Annotated in this window: 12 protein-coding genes; 9 read left to right on the top strand and 3 right to left on the bottom strand. The window is 64.5% G+C overall.

What is annotated here, in order from left to right; translation table 11 throughout:
• Nucleotides 1-65 precede the first annotated feature (65 nt).
• Complete coding sequence (locus ACODS9_RS19435; protein WP_489094529.1) at nucleotides 66-1,106, top strand: ABC transporter substrate-binding protein; 1,041 nt, start codon at nucleotides 66-68, stop codon at nucleotides 1,104-1,106.
• Nucleotides 1,107-1,134: 28 nt separating this feature from the next.
• Nucleotides 1,135-2,040, top strand: a complete 906-nt coding sequence (locus tag ACODS9_RS19430; RefSeq protein ID WP_263159785.1) for a TauD/TfdA dioxygenase family protein — start codon at nucleotides 1,135-1,137, stop codon at nucleotides 2,038-2,040.
• Nucleotides 2,041-2,072: 32 nt separating this feature from the next.
• Here the strand turns inward: ACODS9_RS19430 and ACODS9_RS19425 are convergent, their stop codons facing one another.
• A complete protein-coding gene (locus ACODS9_RS19425) occupies nucleotides 2,073-2,978 on the bottom strand; it encodes a LysR family transcriptional regulator (protein ID WP_489094528.1) in 906 nt (301 codons plus the stop codon).
• Between the two features lie 192 nt (nucleotides 2,979-3,170).
• Here ACODS9_RS19425 and ACODS9_RS19420 point away from each other — a divergent pair, with 192 nt between their 5' ends.
• From ACODS9_RS19420 to ACODS9_RS19395, 6 genes are all read left to right on the top strand, one after another.
• On the top strand, nucleotides 3,171-5,504 hold the full coding sequence (locus tag ACODS9_RS19420) for a TonB-dependent receptor (protein ID WP_489094527.1): 2,334 nt from the start codon (nucleotides 3,171-3,173) through the stop codon (nucleotides 5,502-5,504).
• A gap of 17 nt (nucleotides 5,505-5,521) precedes the next feature.
• Nucleotides 5,522-7,195 carry an aryl-sulfate sulfotransferase gene (locus ACODS9_RS19415; RefSeq protein WP_401107081.1) on the top strand — a complete coding sequence of 558 codons (1,674 nt, stop codon included), beginning with the start codon at nucleotides 5,522-5,524 and terminating at the stop codon, nucleotides 7,193-7,195.
• A 279-nt stretch (nucleotides 7,196-7,474) separates the two neighbouring features.
• Nucleotides 7,475-8,917 carry an NADP-dependent succinate-semialdehyde dehydrogenase gene (gabD, locus tag ACODS9_RS19410; protein ID WP_046853707.1) on the top strand — a complete coding sequence of 481 codons (1,443 nt, stop codon included), beginning with the start codon at nucleotides 7,475-7,477 and terminating at the stop codon, nucleotides 8,915-8,917.
• A gap of 183 nt (nucleotides 8,918-9,100) precedes the next feature.
• On the top strand, nucleotides 9,101-10,378 hold the full coding sequence (gene gabT, locus ACODS9_RS19405) for a 4-aminobutyrate--2-oxoglutarate transaminase (RefSeq protein ID WP_094010935.1): 1,278 nt from the start codon (nucleotides 9,101-9,103) through the stop codon (nucleotides 10,376-10,378).
• A 136-nt stretch (nucleotides 10,379-10,514) separates the two neighbouring features.
• A complete protein-coding gene (locus ACODS9_RS19400) occupies nucleotides 10,515-11,852 on the top strand; it encodes an HDOD domain-containing protein (protein WP_401107087.1) in 1,338 nt (445 codons plus the stop codon).
• 347 nt (nucleotides 11,853-12,199) lie between these two features.
• Complete coding sequence (locus ACODS9_RS19395) at nucleotides 12,200-12,772, top strand: hypothetical protein (protein WP_489094526.1); 573 nt, start codon at nucleotides 12,200-12,202, stop codon at nucleotides 12,770-12,772.
• Between the two features lie 6 nt (nucleotides 12,773-12,778).
• Here the strand turns inward: ACODS9_RS19395 and ACODS9_RS19390 are convergent, their stop codons facing one another.
• Nucleotides 12,779-13,768 (bottom strand): GGDEF domain-containing protein, encoded by a 990-nt coding sequence (locus tag ACODS9_RS19390; RefSeq protein WP_046857663.1) that lies wholly within the window; start codon nucleotides 13,766-13,768, stop codon nucleotides 12,779-12,781.
• 140 nt (nucleotides 13,769-13,908) lie between these two features.
• On the bottom strand, nucleotides 13,909-15,093 hold the full coding sequence (gene desA / locus ACODS9_RS19385; RefSeq protein ID WP_217867887.1) for a delta-9 fatty acid desaturase DesA: 1,185 nt from the start codon (nucleotides 15,091-15,093) through the stop codon (nucleotides 13,909-13,911).
• A gap of 150 nt (nucleotides 15,094-15,243) precedes the next feature.
• Between desA and dibA the strand changes: the two genes are divergently transcribed.
• Nucleotides 15,244-17,139, top strand: coding sequence for a phosphodiesterase DibA (gene dibA / locus ACODS9_RS19380; RefSeq protein ID WP_489094525.1), 1,896 nt, complete (start codon nucleotides 15,244-15,246; stop codon nucleotides 17,137-17,139).
• The last annotated feature ends 24 nt before the right edge of the window (nucleotides 17,140-17,163 follow it).

Below are 17,163 nucleotides of genomic sequence, written 5' to 3'. Positions count from 1 at the left end.
ACCTGCCTAGCTTCTGGCCCATAGCGCCGGCCATCGCCGGTGGCAGCCTGCCAAGGAGCCTTGCCATGAAAACCACCTTCCGCCACCTGCTCAGCCCGTTGCTCGCCGCCTTGTTGAGTGCCGTGCCCGTGGCAGCCCATGCCGCCCAGCCGGATGTGATCCGTATCGCCGTGCCCGATCTCAGCGCTGGCAGCAAGCCCAGTGCCGGCGGCGTGGTGGATGTGCTGCGCGACCAGCAACTGCTGGAGAAAGAGTTTGCCAAGGACGGCATCCGCATCGACTGGCGCTTCTTCAAGGGCGCAGGCCCCGTGGTCAACGAAGCCCTGGCCAACGGCCAGGCGGACTTCGCCTACCTGGGTGATCTGGCCGCGATCATCGGCAAGGCCAGCGGCCTCGACACCCGCGTGTTGTCGGCTGGGGTGCGTGGCGTGAAGAGCTACCTCGGCGTGGTGCCGGGCTCGGGCATCCACAGCCTGCAGGATCTCAAGGGCAAGCGCGTGGCAGTGTTCCGCGGTACCGCCAACCAGCTGTCGTTCGCCAGTGCCCTGGCCAGCCAGGGGCTGTCCGAGCGTGAACTGAAAGTGATCAACCTCGACTTCAACGCCGCCAATGCCGCCCTGGCCGCCAAGCAGATCGACGCCACCTGGGGTCTGTCCAACCTGCTGTCGCTGCGCGAGCGGGGCTTGGTCGAGTTGCCGGTCAACTCACGCAACCTGCAAGGGGCCGGCAGTACTCAAGCGGTGCTGCTCGGCACAGGCGCGTTCATTCGCCAGCACCCTGACCTGGTGCAGCGCCTGGTCAATGCCCAGGAACAGGCGGCGAAGTGGCTGCGCGACGAGCGTAACCGCGAGGCCTATGTGGACCTCGTGGCCAATACCGCCAACTGGCCGAAGTCGATCCTGCGCGACGACCTGGCCGAGGAAAACCTTGCCGAGTACTTCGACCCACGCCTGGACGCTGGCTTCGTCGGCCTGCTGCAACAGGGCGTCGACCTGGCCGCCAAGGAGCGCCTGATCCGCCGTGGTTTCCAGGTGGCCGACTGGGTCGAACCACGCTTCATCGATCACGCCCTGCAACAGGACCAGGCCGTCCAGGCCGCCCGCTGACCCGACAACAACCCTGAGGAGCACGACCATGAGCAACGCCGCACTGGCCACCGCGCCGCAAACCCTCGAACTCGATATTCACCCCGTTGCCGGGCGCATCGGCGCCGAGATTCGCGGCATCAAGCTGTCCGCCGACCTTGATCCGGCCACTATCGATGCCATCCAGGCGGCGCTGGTGCAGCACAAGGTGATCTTCTTCCGTGGCCAGGACCACCTCGATGACATCGGCCAGGAGGCCTTCGCCCAACTGCTGGGTGAGCCGATCGCCCACCCCACGGTGCCTGTGGTCGACGGCACCAGTTACCTGCTCCAGCTCGATGGCGCCGAGGGGCAGCGGGCCAACTCCTGGCACACCGACGTGACCTTCGTCGATGCCTACCCCAAGGCCTCGATCCTGCGCAGCGTGGTGGCCCCGGCCTCCGGTGGCGACACGGTGTGGGCCAACACCGCTGCGGCCTACCAGGAATTGCCCGAACCGCTGCGTGCGCTGGCCGACCAGCTGTGGGCGGTGCATAGCAACGAGTACGACTACGCCAGCGTGAAACCGGATGTCGACCCGGCCAAGCTGGAGCGCTACCGCAAGGTGTTCACTTCGACGGTGTACGAGACCGAGCACCCGGTGGTGCGCGTGCATCCGGTCAGTGGCGAGCGCGTGCTGCAACTGGGGCATTTCGTCAAACGCATCAAGGGCTATTCGCTGGCCGACTCGCAGCATCTGTTCGCGGTACTGCAGGGGCATGTGACACGCCTGGAAAACACCGTGCGCTGGCGCTGGCAGGCCGGGGACGTGGCGATCTGGGACAACCGCGCAACGCAGCACTATGCGGTGGATGACTACGGTACGCAGCCGCGCATCGTGCGCCGCGTGACCCTGGCTGGCGAGGTGCCGGTGGGGGTGGATGGGCAACTGAGCCGGACCACGCGCAAGGGCTGAGACCGTTGGGGCCGCAAAGCGGCCCCTGTTTGCTACAACTCGGCGTCACAGGCCACCAACTGCCTCACCAATCCCTGCGCCAGCGCCGACAAGCCATACCCCACCCGGCTCACCACCCCATAGCGGGTGTAGAACGCCTCTTCCTGTTCCGGTGCCAGGTCCGCCAGCTTGAGCGCCACCAGCCCTTCATACGGCCGCAGGTTTGCGCTGCAGGCAATGCCGATGGTGTCCGAGTGCAGCACCACATTGAGCAGCGCATAGCCATGCTCGCATTCCACGCTGGGCAGGAAGTCCTGGCGCCCACTGAGGTCGCTGAGGATCTTGCGGATGTTCGGCGGGCGGAAGGTGGTCGCCAGCGGATAGTCGAACAGGTCCTGCGCCCGCACTTCGCCACGCTCGGTCAGCGGATGCCCGGCGCGGCAACAGAAATGCCAGCGTTGTGGGGGGAGCTTGTGCACCTGGTAATCCGGGTCGGCTTCGAACTGGCGGGTGTCGGCGACGAAGAACTCGATCTCCTCGGCGATCAGCCGGCGGTTCAAGGCCTGCCAATTGTCCACCTGGAAGCAGGTGCGCGCCGCCGGGTACTCGGCGACGAAGCGTGCAACCGCCCGCGGCACCAGCCCGCCAGCGGGCGCCGGCCCCGAGCCAAAGCGCACCACGCCGGTGGTGGCGCCGTTGAACTGGTTGATCTCGTTGACCAGATTGTGCGCCCCATGCACCAGGCGCCGCGAATGCTCCAGCACCAGCAGGCCCTGGCGGGTCGGCGCCAGTTCCTTGCTGGCGCGGTCGACCAGGCGGCAGCCGACGTTGTGCTCCAGCGTCTGGATGCTGCGGCTGAAAGCCGATTGCGAAAGGTTCACCGCAGCCGCCGCGGCGACGAAGCTGCGGTGCTCGACAAGGGCGATGAAGTGGCGGAGCTGGCGCAGGTCGATATGCATTTTCTACATGGAAACTTTCGGTGGAATGCAATTGCTGGGAAGGGTTGGGAACCTTATAAAGGGAGTCTCTTATTCCACAAAATATGAATTACAAATATTTATATCTCTTAAAAGAATATAAGCCAGCCTGACCGCGATTCGGTTCCGCCAACGGAAATGCTCGCCTGGGCCCTTGCCTCAAGGAGCATCTGCATGTCCCGACTTTCCCGTTGGCCCGCGCGCGCCTCGTTGTTCGCCCTGCAACCCCTGGCGGCTGGAGTGCTGCTGGCCGCTTCCGGCAGCAGCTTTGCCGATGAGCCCAACGCCGCCCCAGCGGTGACGCAGGAAGCCCAGCTCGGCACCGTCACCGTCAATGCCCGGCGACGCGAAGAGACCGCGCAGAGCGTGCCCACGCCGATTAGCGTGCTGGGCAGCGAAACCCTCGAGACCCAGCGCATCTATCGCGTGCAGGATTTGCAGCAACTGGTGCCGAGCACCAACGTCGCCTATGTGCACGCCCGCCAATCGAGCATCTCCATTCGCGGCCTGGGCAACAACCCGGCCAGCGATGGCCTGGAAGGCAGCGTCGGGATCTACCTCGACAACGTCTACCTCGGCCGCCCGGGCATGGCGGTGTTCGACCTGCTCGATGTCGAGCAACTGGAAGTGCTGCGCGGCCCGCAGGGGACGCTGTTCGGCAAGAACACCACCGCCGGGGTGCTCAACATCACCACCCGCAAGCCGACCTTCCACCAGGAGGGCAGCGTGCAGTCATCGCTGGGCGAGGATGGCTACTGGCAGACCCAGGGCAGTTTCTCCGGCCCTTTGACCGACACCCTCGCCGGGCGCATCAGCGCTTATCACACCGAGGACGACGGCTATGTGAAGAACGTCTACAACGGCCACGATCTCAACGGCGGCAAGCGCCAGGGCTTCCGCACCCAGTTGCTGTTCAAGCCTAGCGAAACCTTCAATCTGCGCTGGATCGGCGAATACAACGAAGAAAACTCCGACAACGGCATCCTCAGCCTGTACAGCACCGGGCCGACCATCAACGGCGTGAACCGTTACGAGAGCCTGGCCGCCCAGGCCGGCGCCACCCTGGTGTCGGGCAAGGATCGCAAGGTCAACTTCGACGCCGACCAGATGGTCAAGGTGTTCCAGGGCGGTACTTCGGTGGAAGCCAACTGGACCCTGCCCAACGACTTCACCCTCACCTCGATCACCGCCTACCGCTGGTGGGACTTCACGCCGCGCAACGACGACGGCCTCAACGTGCCGGTGTTCCACAGCGCCGGGGTTTCGGTCCGTGACAAGCAGTACTCCCAGGAAATCCGCCTGGCTTCGCCCACCGGCGGCTTCTTCGACTATGTACTCGGGGCCTACTACTTCAAGCAGGACCTGGACAACAAATCGTTTACCTACAACGGACCGCAAGCCGACATCTGGAACCTGACCCCGGCTGGCGCCCTGGCCAACGTCACCACAATCGGCAACGGTCATATCGATACCGACAGCTACGCGTTGTTCGCCCAGGGCACCTGGCACCTGACCGAGCGCCTGGACTTCACCGCCGGGGTGCGTGGCACCTACGAGGAGAAAAGCGCCTGGGTGACCCGCGACGCCCCGTCCGGCGGCGCGGCCGTCACCGGTGCGGCGGCCGCGGCTCGCCAGGGCAGGGTGGGCGCCTACGATTCAGGTGACCTCAACCAGTACAGCTTCGCCCCTTCCGGGCTGCTCAGCCTGAGCTACCGCTTCAGCGACGCGGTGCTGGGCTATGCCAGCCTGTCCCACGGCGAGAAGTCCGGTGGCGTCAACCTCACCATCGGCGCCGCGCCAAGGCTGGGCACAGACTCGCTGCTGGTGGGTACCGAACGCGCCAACAACGCCGAACTCGGCATCAAGAGCACGCTGCTGGACAACCGCCTGCAGCTCAACACCAACCTGTTCTGGACCGAAGTGCACGGCTACCAGGCCAACGTCTATGACGAGGCCAACCGCGTGCAGTACCTGGCCAACGCCGGCAGCGTGCGCTCGCGGGGCCTGGAGTTCGAAGCCACGGCCCTGCCGGTCCGCGGGCTGACCGTGAATTTCAATGGCTCGTGGAACGACGTGCGCTACACCGAGTACGACGACGCACCGTGCCCGCCGGAGGTGAGCCTGGCCAATGCCGCCGCCACTTGCGATCTGTCCGGTCACCAGGTGGTCGGCGCCTCCAAGTACATCGCCAACCTCAACGGCCAGTACAAGTGGCAGCTGACCGAGCGTATCGAGCCCTACGTCACCGCCAGCTACGCCTTCCGCTCCAGGGCAGTCGGCACCATCGACGATTCCGACTACGGCCAGATCCCCAGCTACGCCATCGTCAACCTGTCCACTGGCGTGCGCCTGGACCAGGGCGACGGCGTGCTCGACCTGTCGCTGTGGGTGAAGAACGCCGGCGACAAGACCTACTTCACCAGCCTGTGGAACTCCGCCAACGGCGGCTATGCCGGCGTGCTGGGCACCCCGCGCACCGTGGGCGCCACCGCCCGTTACGACTTCTGAGCACAAGGAGCTTTGCCATGAACGCCAAGACCCAACCCCACGACCTGCCTGAAGGCGCCTGCCTCACCGCCAAGGTGCCCGACCGCGACGAAGCCCTGCTCGGCGACGTGGTGGTCAACCCATACCGTCTGGCGCCGTTGACCGCGATCATCCGTGATGGCGGGCGCACCCTGAGCGCCGCCCATGTGCGGGTGCTGGGACGCGGCGAGCGCGGTATCGATATTGTCTACGACGTGTCCGACCGCTCGCTGTGGACCTACGGCGGCATTCCGGTGTTCGGCCTGTACCCCGACCACGTCAACCAGATCGAGGTGAGCTACAAGCTCGATGGCGAACGCATCCGCGAGCGTTACGAGATCTACGCACCGGCAGTGCGCCTGCCGGTGGTGGCGAAGCAGACGGCGGCGCTGCCCGAGGTCGAGCCGGTCAAGGTCGCGCCCGGTTTCGAGCAGCGGCTGTACCTGTTCAACCACCTGCTGGCCGAGATCCCCGGCGGGCGTGCCTTCAAGTGGAACGGCCTGGGCGGCGCCGCCGAGTGGGACTCGGTGGGCAACAACTGGATCGCCGACAGCAACGGCGATGTGCGCTGGTACATAGATATCGAGCAGATCCACGATTCCAACCATCGCGACGGCCTGGGCGGAACCATGGGCTTCCACCAGACCCGCGACGGCAAGCTGATCTGGGGCCAGGGCCAGACCTACTCCAAGTACGACCTGCTTGGCCGGCGTATCTGGCAGCGCAACCTGCCGGACAAGTTCGCCGACTTCTCCCACGAGATCCGCGAGACGCCCAACGGCACCTACCTGTTGCGGGTCGGCACCAGCGACTACCGCCGCCCGGATGGCAAGCGTGTGCGCTCGATCCGCGACCATATCATCGAGGTCAACGAGGCCGGCGACGTGCTCGACTTCTGGGACCTGAACCAGATCCTCGACCCGTACCGCGGCGAGCTGCTGGAAACCCTGGGCAAGGCCGCGATCCAGCTGCCGAACGGCGTGCAGAAACAGGACGAGCGGCTGGCCAACGAGCTGGCCGAGGGCGACCTGCCGTTCGGCGACACTCCCGGCGTCGGTACCGGACGCAACTGGGCCCACGTCAACGCCATCGACTACGACGCCGATGACGACAGCATCATCGTTTCAGCACGGCACCAGGGCGTGGTAAAGATCGGTCGCGACAAGCAGGTGAAGTGGGTTCTTGCCGCGCCCCAGGGCTGGCCGGCGCGCCTGCAGGACAAGGTGCTCAAGCCCGTGGGCGAGGGCTTCGAGTGGTCCTGGACCCAGCACACCGCCTGGCTGACCGGGCGCGGCACGCTGACCGTGTTCGACAACGGCTGGGGCCGGGACTTCGGCCCGACCAAGCTGGCAGGCAACTACAGCCGGGCGGTGGAATACAAGATCGACGAGGCCAAGGGCACGGTCGAGCAGGTCTGGCAGTACGGCAAGGAGCGTGGTGACGAGTGGTACAGCCCGATCACCTCGGTGGTGGCGTATCGGGCCGATACCGATACCCAGTTCATCTATTCGGCTTCGGTGAACTTCCTCACGCCCCAGAAGCTGACAACCAGTGTGCTCAATGAAGTGCGTCGCGGCACCCAGGAGGTGGCGGTGGAGCTGAAAGTGCACAGTCGCCAGCCGGGCAGCGTGGGCTACCGGGCGCTGGTGATCGAACTCGACAAGGCGTTCTGATGGACTAACCTCCCAAGGCCCTATCGCGGGTCAAGTCCCATCGGCGCACCGATACGACTTGCCCCGCGATGCATTTCCACTGATCTGAATTCCGACCACTCGTTCTTTTTTTCGAACAGCCTATTGTCCAACCCCCCAGCGCCCGCTTAGCATTCCGTTTGAGATTTCAAACGCTCGGCACCCAGGCGTCGAACACCCTGGTGCACGAATTCCTGACGGCCGCCCCCGCATCGAGGGCGCCTTTTCAACAATCAAAATTCGCAGTAAAGGGAAGCCGACATGCAGCTCAAAGACGCTCAGTTGTTCCGCCAGCAGGCCTTCATCAACGGTGAATGGCTGGATGCGGACAGCGGTCAGACCATCAAGGTGACCAACCCGGCCACCGGTGAAGTCATCGGCAGCGTGCCGAAGATGGGCGCCGCCGAGACCCGCCGCGCCATCGAGGCCGCCGACAAGGCGCTGCCGGCCTGGCGCGCACTGACCGCCAAGGAGCGTGCCGGCAAGCTGCGCCGCTGGTTCGAGCTGATGATCGAGCACCAGGACGACCTGGCTCGCCTGATGACCACCGAGCAGGGCAAGCCGCTGGCCGAAGCCAAGGGCGAGATCGCCTATGCCGCCTCGTTCATCGAGTGGTTCGCCGAAGAAGCCAAGCGCGTCTACGGTGACGTCATCCCTGGCCACCAACCGGACAAGCGCCTGATCGTCATCAAGCAGCCGATCGGTGTCACCGCCGCCATCACCCCGTGGAACTTCCCGGCCGCGATGATCACCCGTAAAGCCGGCCCGGCCCTGGCCGCCGGTTGCACCATGGTGCTCAAGCCCGCTTCGCAGACCCCGTACTCCGCCCTGGCCCTGGTCGAGCTGGCCACCCGTGCCGGCATCCCGGCTGGCGTGCTGAGCGTCATTACCGGCAGCGCCGGCGAAGTCGGCTCCGAGCTGACCGGCAACTCCCTGGTGCGCAAGCTGTCGTTCACCGGCTCGACCGAAATCGGTCGCCAGCTGATGGAAGAGTGCGCCAAGGACATCAAGAAAGTTTCCCTGGAGCTGGGCGGCAACGCGCCGTTCATCGTGTTCGACGACGCCGACCTGGACAAGGCGGTCGAGGGCGCGATCATCTCCAAGTACCGCAACAACGGCCAGACCTGCGTCTGCGCCAACCGTATCTACGTGCAGGACGGTGTCTACGACGCCTTCGCCGAGAAGCTCAAAGCCGCCGTGGCCAAGCTGAAGATCGGTAACGGTCTGGAAGAAGGCACCACCACTGGCCCGCTGATCGACGGCAAGGCTGTCGCCAAGGTCCAGGAGCACATCGAGGACGCCGTCGCCAAGGGCGCCAAGGTGCTGTCCGGTGGCAAGCTCATCGAAGGCAACTTCTTCGAGCCGACCATCCTGGTCGACGTGCCGAAAACCGCCGCCGTCGCCAAGGAAGAGACCTTCGGCCCGCTGGCGCCGCTGTTCCGCTTCAAGGACGAGGCCGAAGTCATCGCCATGTCCAACGACACCGAGTTCGGCCTGGCCTCGTACTTCTACGCCCGTGACATGAGCCGCGTGTTCCGCGTCGCCGAGGCCCTGGAATACGGCATGGTCGGCATCAACACCGGCCTGATCTCCAACGAAGTCGCGCCGTTCGGTGGCATCAAGGCCTCGGGCCTGGGCCGCGAAGGTTCCAAATACGGTATCGAGGACTACCTCGAGATCAAATACCTGTGCATCAGCGTCTGATCACCAGGTAAGCGGTTTTACCTCTGCCAGCGGGGCGCGAGAGCGACGTCTCGCTGGCCTTTTTGACATAGCGGTACCCGGTGGCCAGGGCATGCGTGACAGTCGATCAACGAATACTGTGCACGCCTGCGTCCAGCCACCCCCGAATAAAAGCGCCGCAGAACCGGCGCAATTGAGGGCACTATGAGCAAGACCAACGAATCCCTGATGCAACGTCGTGTCGCCGCCGTCCCACGTGGCGTTGGCCAGATCCACCCGATCTTCGTCGATACCGCGAAGAACTCGACGGTGATCGACGTTGAAGGCCGCGAACTGATCGACTTCGCCGGCGGCATCGCCGTACTGAACACCGGCCACCTGCACCCGAAAGTGGTTGCGGCCGTGCAAGAGCAGCTGACCAAGGTCAGCCACACCTGCTTCCAGGTGCTGGCCTACGAGCCTTACGTCGAGCTGTGCGAGAAGATCAACAAGCTGGTACCAGGCAACTTTGACAAGAAGACCCTGCTGGTCACCACCGGCTCCGAAGCCGTTGAAAACGCCGTGAAGATCGCCCGTGCCGCCACCGGCCGTGCCGGCGTGATCGCCTTCACCGGCGGCTACCACGGCCGCACCATGATGACCCTGGGCCTGACCGGCAAGGTCGTGCCGTATTCCGCCGGCATGGGCCTGATGCCAGGCGGCATCTTCCGCGCCCTGTTCCCGAGCGAACTGCACGGTGTCAGCGTTGACGACGCCATCGCCTCGGTCGAGCGCATCTTCAAGAACGACGCCGAGCCGCGTGACATCGCCGCGATCATCCTCGAGCCGGTGCAAGGCGAAGGCGGTTTCCTGCCTGCGCCGAAAGAACTGATGCAGCGCCTGCGCGCCCTGTGCGACCAGCACGGCATCCTGCTGATCGCTGACGAAGTGCAGACCGGCGCTGGCCGTACCGGCACCTTCTTCGCCATGGAGCAGATGGGCGTCGCGCCTGACCTGACCACCTTCGCCAAGTCCATCGCCGGCGGCTTCCCGCTGGCCGGTGTGTGCGGCAAGGCCGAGTACATGGACGCCATCGCCCCGGGCGGCCTGGGCGGCACCTACGCCGGCTCGCCGATCGCTTGCGCCGCAGCCTTGGCGGTGATCGAAGTGTTCGAGGAAGAGAAGCTGCTGGATCGCAGCAAGGCCGTTGGCGAGCGCCTGACCGCCGGCCTGCGTGAAATCCAGAAGAAGCACTCGATCATTGGCGATGTCCGTGGCCTGGGCTCGATGATTGCCGTGGAAGTCTTCGAGAAAGGCACCCACACCCCGAACGCCGCCGCTGTTGCCCAGGTGGTCGCCAAGGCGCGTGACAAAGGCCTGATCCTACTGTCCTGCGGCACCTACGGTAACGTCCTGCGTATCCTCGTACCGCTGACCGCCGAAGACGCCCTGCTGGACAAGGGCCTGGCCATCATCGAAGAGTGCTTCGCCGAACTGGCCTGAAATATGTGACACGTTTCAGAAAAAAACCCGCCTCGGCGGGTTTTTTTGTGCCGTTCGTAGGCATCAGGCGCTAAGGTTGTACGAGGAATCCGTGGAAGCTGCGATGGATCGCGCGTCATTTTCTGGAGACTCGCTCATGAGCGCTGCCGACCCCCTACCCCCTTGCGTGCTGATTGCCGAGGGTGACCCCTGGGTACGCGACATGCTTAGCGAAATGCTGCTCAGCGTGCGCTGCGATGCGCGCTTGCAGGTTTGCGCCGATGGCTCGCAGGCGCTGAGCGCGCTGGCGAGCAAGCCTGACCTGATCATTGCCGCCCGCGAACTCGCCGGCCTCGATGGCCTCGACCTGTTGCGCAAGGTGCGCGCCAAGGGCGACAGGCCTGGATTGCCATTTATCCTCATGAGCGATCGCACTGACAGCGCCAGCGTGCGCGAGGCCGTGCCACTGCAGCCCACTGCGTACCTCAGCAAGCCGCTCGACCTGGACAACCTGCGCAAGCGCCTGGAAAACCTGCTGCTGGAGGTGGGCGAGCAGATTGCCTGCCCGGTGCCGCCGCTGCAGCCCGGCGTACAACTGCCGGCCTACCTCGAGCAACGCCGCGCCACCGCCGATGGCGGCCCGCTGTTCGCCGATGTGCAGGTGGCGATCAAGCGTGCCCTCAACCCCCATGGCCTCAACCTCAAGGTGCTCGAGGAAGAGGTACGCAACGATCCGCAGATCACCGGCGTGCTCATCGCTGCCGCCAACAGCGCCGCCCTGCACCGCGAAGCGCCGGTGCAGACCTTGCTGCAGGCGCTGAACAAGCTTGGCAGCACCCAGAGCATGAACCTGATCCTCGGGCTCACGCTCAAGCGCAGCGCGAGGTTGAGTGACCCTCTGTTAGCGCGGCATGCCGCGCACTACTGGAACCTTTCGCTGCATGCCGCCGACTATGCACGCACCTTGGCGCGCATGCTCGAAGTGGACGAAGGGCGCTGCTACTGCGCGGGTTTGTTGCATTGCCTGGGCGACCTGGCGGTACTGCGCACCTTGCAGGAGTGGCGACTGGCCGGTGGCGAGCTGGACGAGGACCAGGTGGAGTTGTCGCTCAACGAGTTCGGCGCACCGTTCGGCTCGGCCCTGCGCACCCGCTGGCGCTTGCCGCTCGACCTGCGCGAGCTGATCGCCGCGGTGTATCAACTGGGTGGCGGCGTCTACTCCCGGGAGATCCTGGCAATGAACCTGGCCGGACAACTGTCGCGACTCAGGCCCAGCGAGGGGCTGGAGAAGATCGCCAGCAGCAAGACGGCGCGGTTGCTCAAGCTGGGGTTGCCAGAGTTGTCGCGGCTGCGCAAGGTGGATCCGGAGGCGCTGGCACGGGAGGAGGCCGAGCGTCTGGTGGCGGAAGCTGCTGCGAGCGAGCCGGAGGTTGCGCCGGTTATTGCGCCGGCTACTGATGCAGGCCCGGCCGAAGATGAGGAGCGCCAGGCTTGATCAGCGCGCCGCCGGGATTGCATCAGGCTTGGGAGCATTCCTACAGATATTGCGGACGGTTGTTCGTATCCAGAGAAGTCCTTCAGGCGTAGCTTTCCCTCCACTCCAACAACGGAATGGCAGGAAGGTTGCGGTTGAAGATGAGTACGTACAGACACCGTGGTCTGCGCTATCAGGTCTTTCGATCGCAAGCGCGAAAGCTGGCCCAGGAAGCATTCTGCGAGAGCCAACGTGCGCCCAGACCTGGGCTTGACGTCGACAAGGTATGTTTTGAACCTATTGGTCACAGGGCTTTCGAGGCTTTTCAGGGCTGAGGCGAGCAGACCCACCACTTTCCTTGGGAGGAGGTGCCGCGATGGACGGACTTCGACCTCAAAGGCTTCGACCTGTCGTTGTGGTCTGCGCGAGAGCTCTGTGGGCTCTGCTATGCCAGCCCCCGGCGAAGCAGGCGCTGCATCAAGATCATCCTGCTGGAGGGCAAGCCGGGCCCGGAGAACCCATTGAGGGGGCTGGTGGCGTCACTGTCGTTGTTGGCGGTTGCAGAGTACGCAAGGATGCTCAAGTACTCGCGAATTGAGGTTCAACAGCCGGACCCGGGGGCCGAGCCCCTGTACCAGTCGCTTGGCTTCGCTCGCGATCCGGGCGGAAGTCTCGTGATATCCGTTGCGGCAATGAGCCCGCAACGTACTTTCCACATCTCGGAGGTGCCTGTGAGCTATTCGAAAGATTCCAAGAGGGCTGCACTGATCAAGCGCTACACAGCCCAGGCTATTGCTCTGGCGGGTGAAATCACCGATCAGCAACGACATTTTCTCGAAGTTGGCTTCAAGGAAGGTCTGGAGAAAGAGCCTGAGGGGATACTGGCTGGGCCACGTAGCGGGCCGATCGATTATGAATGGAGTGCCGCCGCCGCGAAGTGACCCGCTTCAGCCTTTCACGATCTGGTTCTTGCCCTGGCGCTTGGCACGGTACATGGCCGCATCCGCCCGGGCGAACAGGTTGTCGAGCGTTTCATCCTCATCTTGCAGCCCGGTCAGCCCCTGGCTTACGGTAACTCCGTAGGTCTGCTCTCCATGGCTGAAACTCAACCGCTGGATTTCCCGCTGCAACCGCTCGGCAATCTGTTCGGCCACCTGCGCGGTGCAGCCGGGGAACACGGCGGCGAATTCCTCTCCCCCTATGCGCCCGAACTGATCGCCCCGACGTAGCACGGCCTTGCCGCTGTCGGCGATGCGTTGCAGTACCTGGTCACCTTCCTGGTGACCATAGCTGTCGTTGATGTGCTTGAAATCGTCGATGTCCAGCAGCAGGAAGGCCATCGGCGTGCCGTCCTCGCGGGCGCTGTCGAAGGCCTGCTGAGCGCACTCGAAGAAATGCCTGCGGTTGCTGCTCTGCGTGAGCACATCGGTGGTGGCTAGACGCTGCAACTCACCTTCGAGCTGCTTTTTCTCGGTGATGTCCTCGGCGATACCGACGATGATCACCCGCTGGTCACCCTCGCGCTGCTGGTTGATATAGCACTTGTCGCTGAGCCAGCGCACCTCGCCGGCGGCGTTGAGGATGCGGTACTCGCGGTCCTCGACGGTACCCTTGACCAGCACCTGGGCCAGGCTGCGCTCGGCGTACTCCAGGTCGTCCGGGTAGATGGCGTCGCGCCATTCGTTGTAGTCGGCCAGCACCAGGCTGGCCGGACGGCCGAAGATGCGTTCGTAGGCGGGGCTGACGTAGAGCACCTGGCGGGTTTCCCAGTCGAAGGCCCAGAGCACGGCGTTGACGCTGTCGAGCAGCGAGCTGTACAGCTGCTCGCGTTCGCTCAGGCGGGCCACTTCGCCTTGAGCGTGCAACAGGGCGAGCAGGGTTTGAGCAGCTTCGGGGCGCGGGGTGCCGGTAGAGGTGGGTGGGAGATCTTTGGCCATGAGCACGGAACGGTTCTCGACGATGGGCGTGCGGCCACGGTCCGGCCCGCCACGCGGGCGATATGCCGGATTTGAGTCGATTGCAGGGGGGGAAGTTCCGGTCGGCACGCCCCACTGCGGGGCATGCCGATCAACGGTGCTCAGGCGCCGTTGGGGCGCAGCGAGTAGGTCTTGAGCTGGGCGGCGAAGTCACGCAGCGACTGGATGCCACTGGCCTCGGCCTCGTGTACCCAGTCCTTCATGGCGGCGAGCATGTCGTGGCCGTTGGCGCTGGTGCGCGCCCAGATCTGCTGCAGCGCCAGGCGCTTTTCGTAGATGGTCTTGAGTGCCTGGCTGTGGGCCAGCAGCGACTCGATGCGCACGTGGTGGCGATCCTGCAGCAGGCTGGTTTCCCGCGAGAGCAGGCGCTTGGCACGGCGGAAGCGGTGGCGTACCGAAGTATCGACCTTGTCCAGCTCCTGCTTGACCAGCGGGCCGATCACCAGCTTGCGGTACTGGGCCATGATCTGGAAGCGGTTGTTGAGGATGGCCATGGCGGTGTCCATGTCCAGCGATGCCTTGCCCTCCACCCGGTGGGCAATGGGCGCCACGCGTTGCACCTTGGCCAGGCGCAGCAGGCTCAGCAGGCGGATCCACATCCAGCCCATGTCGAATTCCCAGCGGCGTACCGAGAGCTTCGCCGAGTTGGGATAGGTGTGGTGGTTATTGTGCAGCTCCTCGCCGCCAATGATGATGCCCCACGGCACCAGGTTGGTGGCGGCGTCGCGGCATTCAAAGTTGCGATAGCCCACGGCATGGCCCAGGCCGTTGACAACGCCGGCGGCCCAGAACGGGATCCACATCATCTGGATCGCCCAGATGGTGATGCCGATGGTGCCGAACAGCAGCAGGTCGATGACTGCCATCAGCGCGATGCCGCCGAGCTTGTAGCGGGTGTAGAGGTTGCGCTCGATCCAGTCGTCCGGGCAGTTCTTGCCGTAGATGCGCAGCGTCTCCTCGTTGCGCGCTTCTTCCCGGTACAGCTCGGCGCCCTTGCGCAGCACGGTACCCAGGCCCTTGTGCACCGGGCTGTGCGGGTCGTCGGGGGTTTCGCACTTGGCGTGGTGCTTGCGGTGGATGGCGGTCCACTCGCGGGTGTTCTGCGCCGTGGTGAGCCACAGCCAGAAACGGAAGAAATGCTTGAGGCCCGCGTTCAGCTCCAGGGCGCGGTGGGCCGAGTAGCGGTGCAGGTAGATAGTGACGCTGACGATGGTCACATGGGTCATCAGCAGGGTGACGGCGACCAGTTGCCAGGCCGACAAGTCGAGCAGACCGTAATACCACATAACGGGAAATACCCTCGGAAAACAGGCGGAACAACGCTGGCATTATCCTTTGGCGGGGAAATAAAACCAGTCGCGCTTTTGGATAGGAAGTCACAGGGTGTTTCAGCCCCTATAATGCCCCTTCTTTTTTCATGGGCTCATCCACCCTACATGTCTGTTTCCGTTCGCGACGCCTTGCGCATGGCCGGGCTCTACGTGTTGCTTTCGATTCTCTGGCTGGCGCTGTCCGAGCTGGTCCTGCACGGCATGACCGAGGACCCGCTGGCCCTGGCCGTGGGGCGACAGATCAATGTCGTGCTCTGGGTCTTGCTCAGTGCCGCGCTGATCTTCGTTTCCCGCGCGCGCCTGCTCGATTTCATCGGCATCGGCGCCCGCCTGCGCAGCGAGGACCGCGAACGCCTGCGCATGGCCGCGGCGGTGTTCGACAGCACCCTGGAAGGGGTGCTGGTGACCGATCGCAACGGCCTGATCGTGCACGTCAACCGGGCGTTCATGCGTATTACTGGCTACCAGCAGGAAGAAGTCATCGGTCAGCGTCCGAGCAAGTTCAAGTCCGGGCGGCATGGCGCGCCGTTCTACCAGCAGATCTATGCCGCGCTGGCGGAGCAGGGCGAATGGAGCGGAGAAATCTGGAACCGCCGTAAAAGCGGGGAGATCTACCCGCAATGGCAGACGATCTGTGCCATTCGTGACGACAGTGGTGAACTCAGCCATTACGTCGCGGTGTTCAGCGACATCAGCGTGATCAAGCACACCGAGCAAGAGCTGGCCTACCTTGTCCATCACGACCCGCTCACCGGCCTGCCCAACCGCCTGCTGTTCAATGATCGCGCGATGCAGGCGATGGCCGCGGCGCAGGCCAACAAGCGTGGCTGCGCCTTGCTGCTGCTCGACCTCGACCACTTCCAGAGCATAAACGATGGCCTCGGCCACACCATTGGCGACCAACTGCTCAAGCTGGTTGGCGAACGCCTGCGCGAGGTGCTGGGCAACGGCGTGACCCTGGCGCGCCTGGGGGGCGACGAGTTCGGCGTGCTGGCCGAGAGCTGCCAGCAGGTCGGCCAGGCCGGCAAGTTGGCGCAATCGATCATCGAACGCTTGAAAGAACCGTTCTGCTTCGAGGGCAACCGCCTGTTCATCAGTGCCAGCATCGGCATCAGCCTGTTCCCCAACGATGCACTGAGCGCCGAGCAGCTGCTGCGCAACGCCGATTCGGCGCTGTTCAAGGCCAAGAGCAATGGCCGCGCCTGCTATGCGCTTTACACCGAGGAGCTTACCGCCCATGCCCAGCAGCGGGTCGAGACCGCCGGTGAATTGCGCCGGGCGCTCGAACAGCAGGAACTGCGGGTGTTCTTCCAGCCGGTGCACGACCTGTTCACCGCGCGGATGATCGGCGTCGAGGCGCTGGTGCGCTGGCAGCATCCTGTGCGTGGCCTGGTTCCTCCAGGGGAGTTCATCCCCATCGCCGAGCGTACCGGGCTGATTGCCGAAATCGACGCCTGGGTGTTGCGCCAGGCGTGTACGCAGATGATGCAGTGGCAGGCCGAAGGGCGGCAGCTGGCGTTCGTGGCGGTGAACATCTCCAGTCGCCTGTTCAGCCAGCGTGACCTGTACCGCCAGGTGGCCGATGCGCTGCACGATACCGGGCTGGATCCGTCGCTGCTCGAGCTCGAAGTGACAGAGAGCGCGGTGATGGAAGACCCCGAGGTCGCCCTGGAACAGCTGCATCGCCTGCGCGAGCTTGGCGTGACCTTGGCCATCGACGATTTCGGCACGGGTTACTCGTCATTGCTGCGACTCAAGCGCATGCCCGTGCAGAAGCTGAAGATCGATCAGGGTTTCGTCGCGGGTTTGCCCCATGACGACGATGACATCGCCATCGTGCGGGTGATCATCGCCCTGGCGCGGAGCATGGGCATGCAGGTGCATGCCGAGGGCGTCGAGCAGGCCGAGCAGGCGCGCTTCCTGCTGGAGCAGCAGTGCCAGCTGGGGCAGGGGTACTGGTTCGGGCGGCCGGTGCCGGCGGCGGAGCTGCACTGGGGCTGAGACCGTATCGCAGGGCAAGCTCGC

This window comes from Pseudomonas sp. FG36 (genome assembly GCF_057809275.1).
Note: the sequence above shows the minus strand (reverse complement) of the source record. Positions and strands in the feature narration are given on the sequence as shown.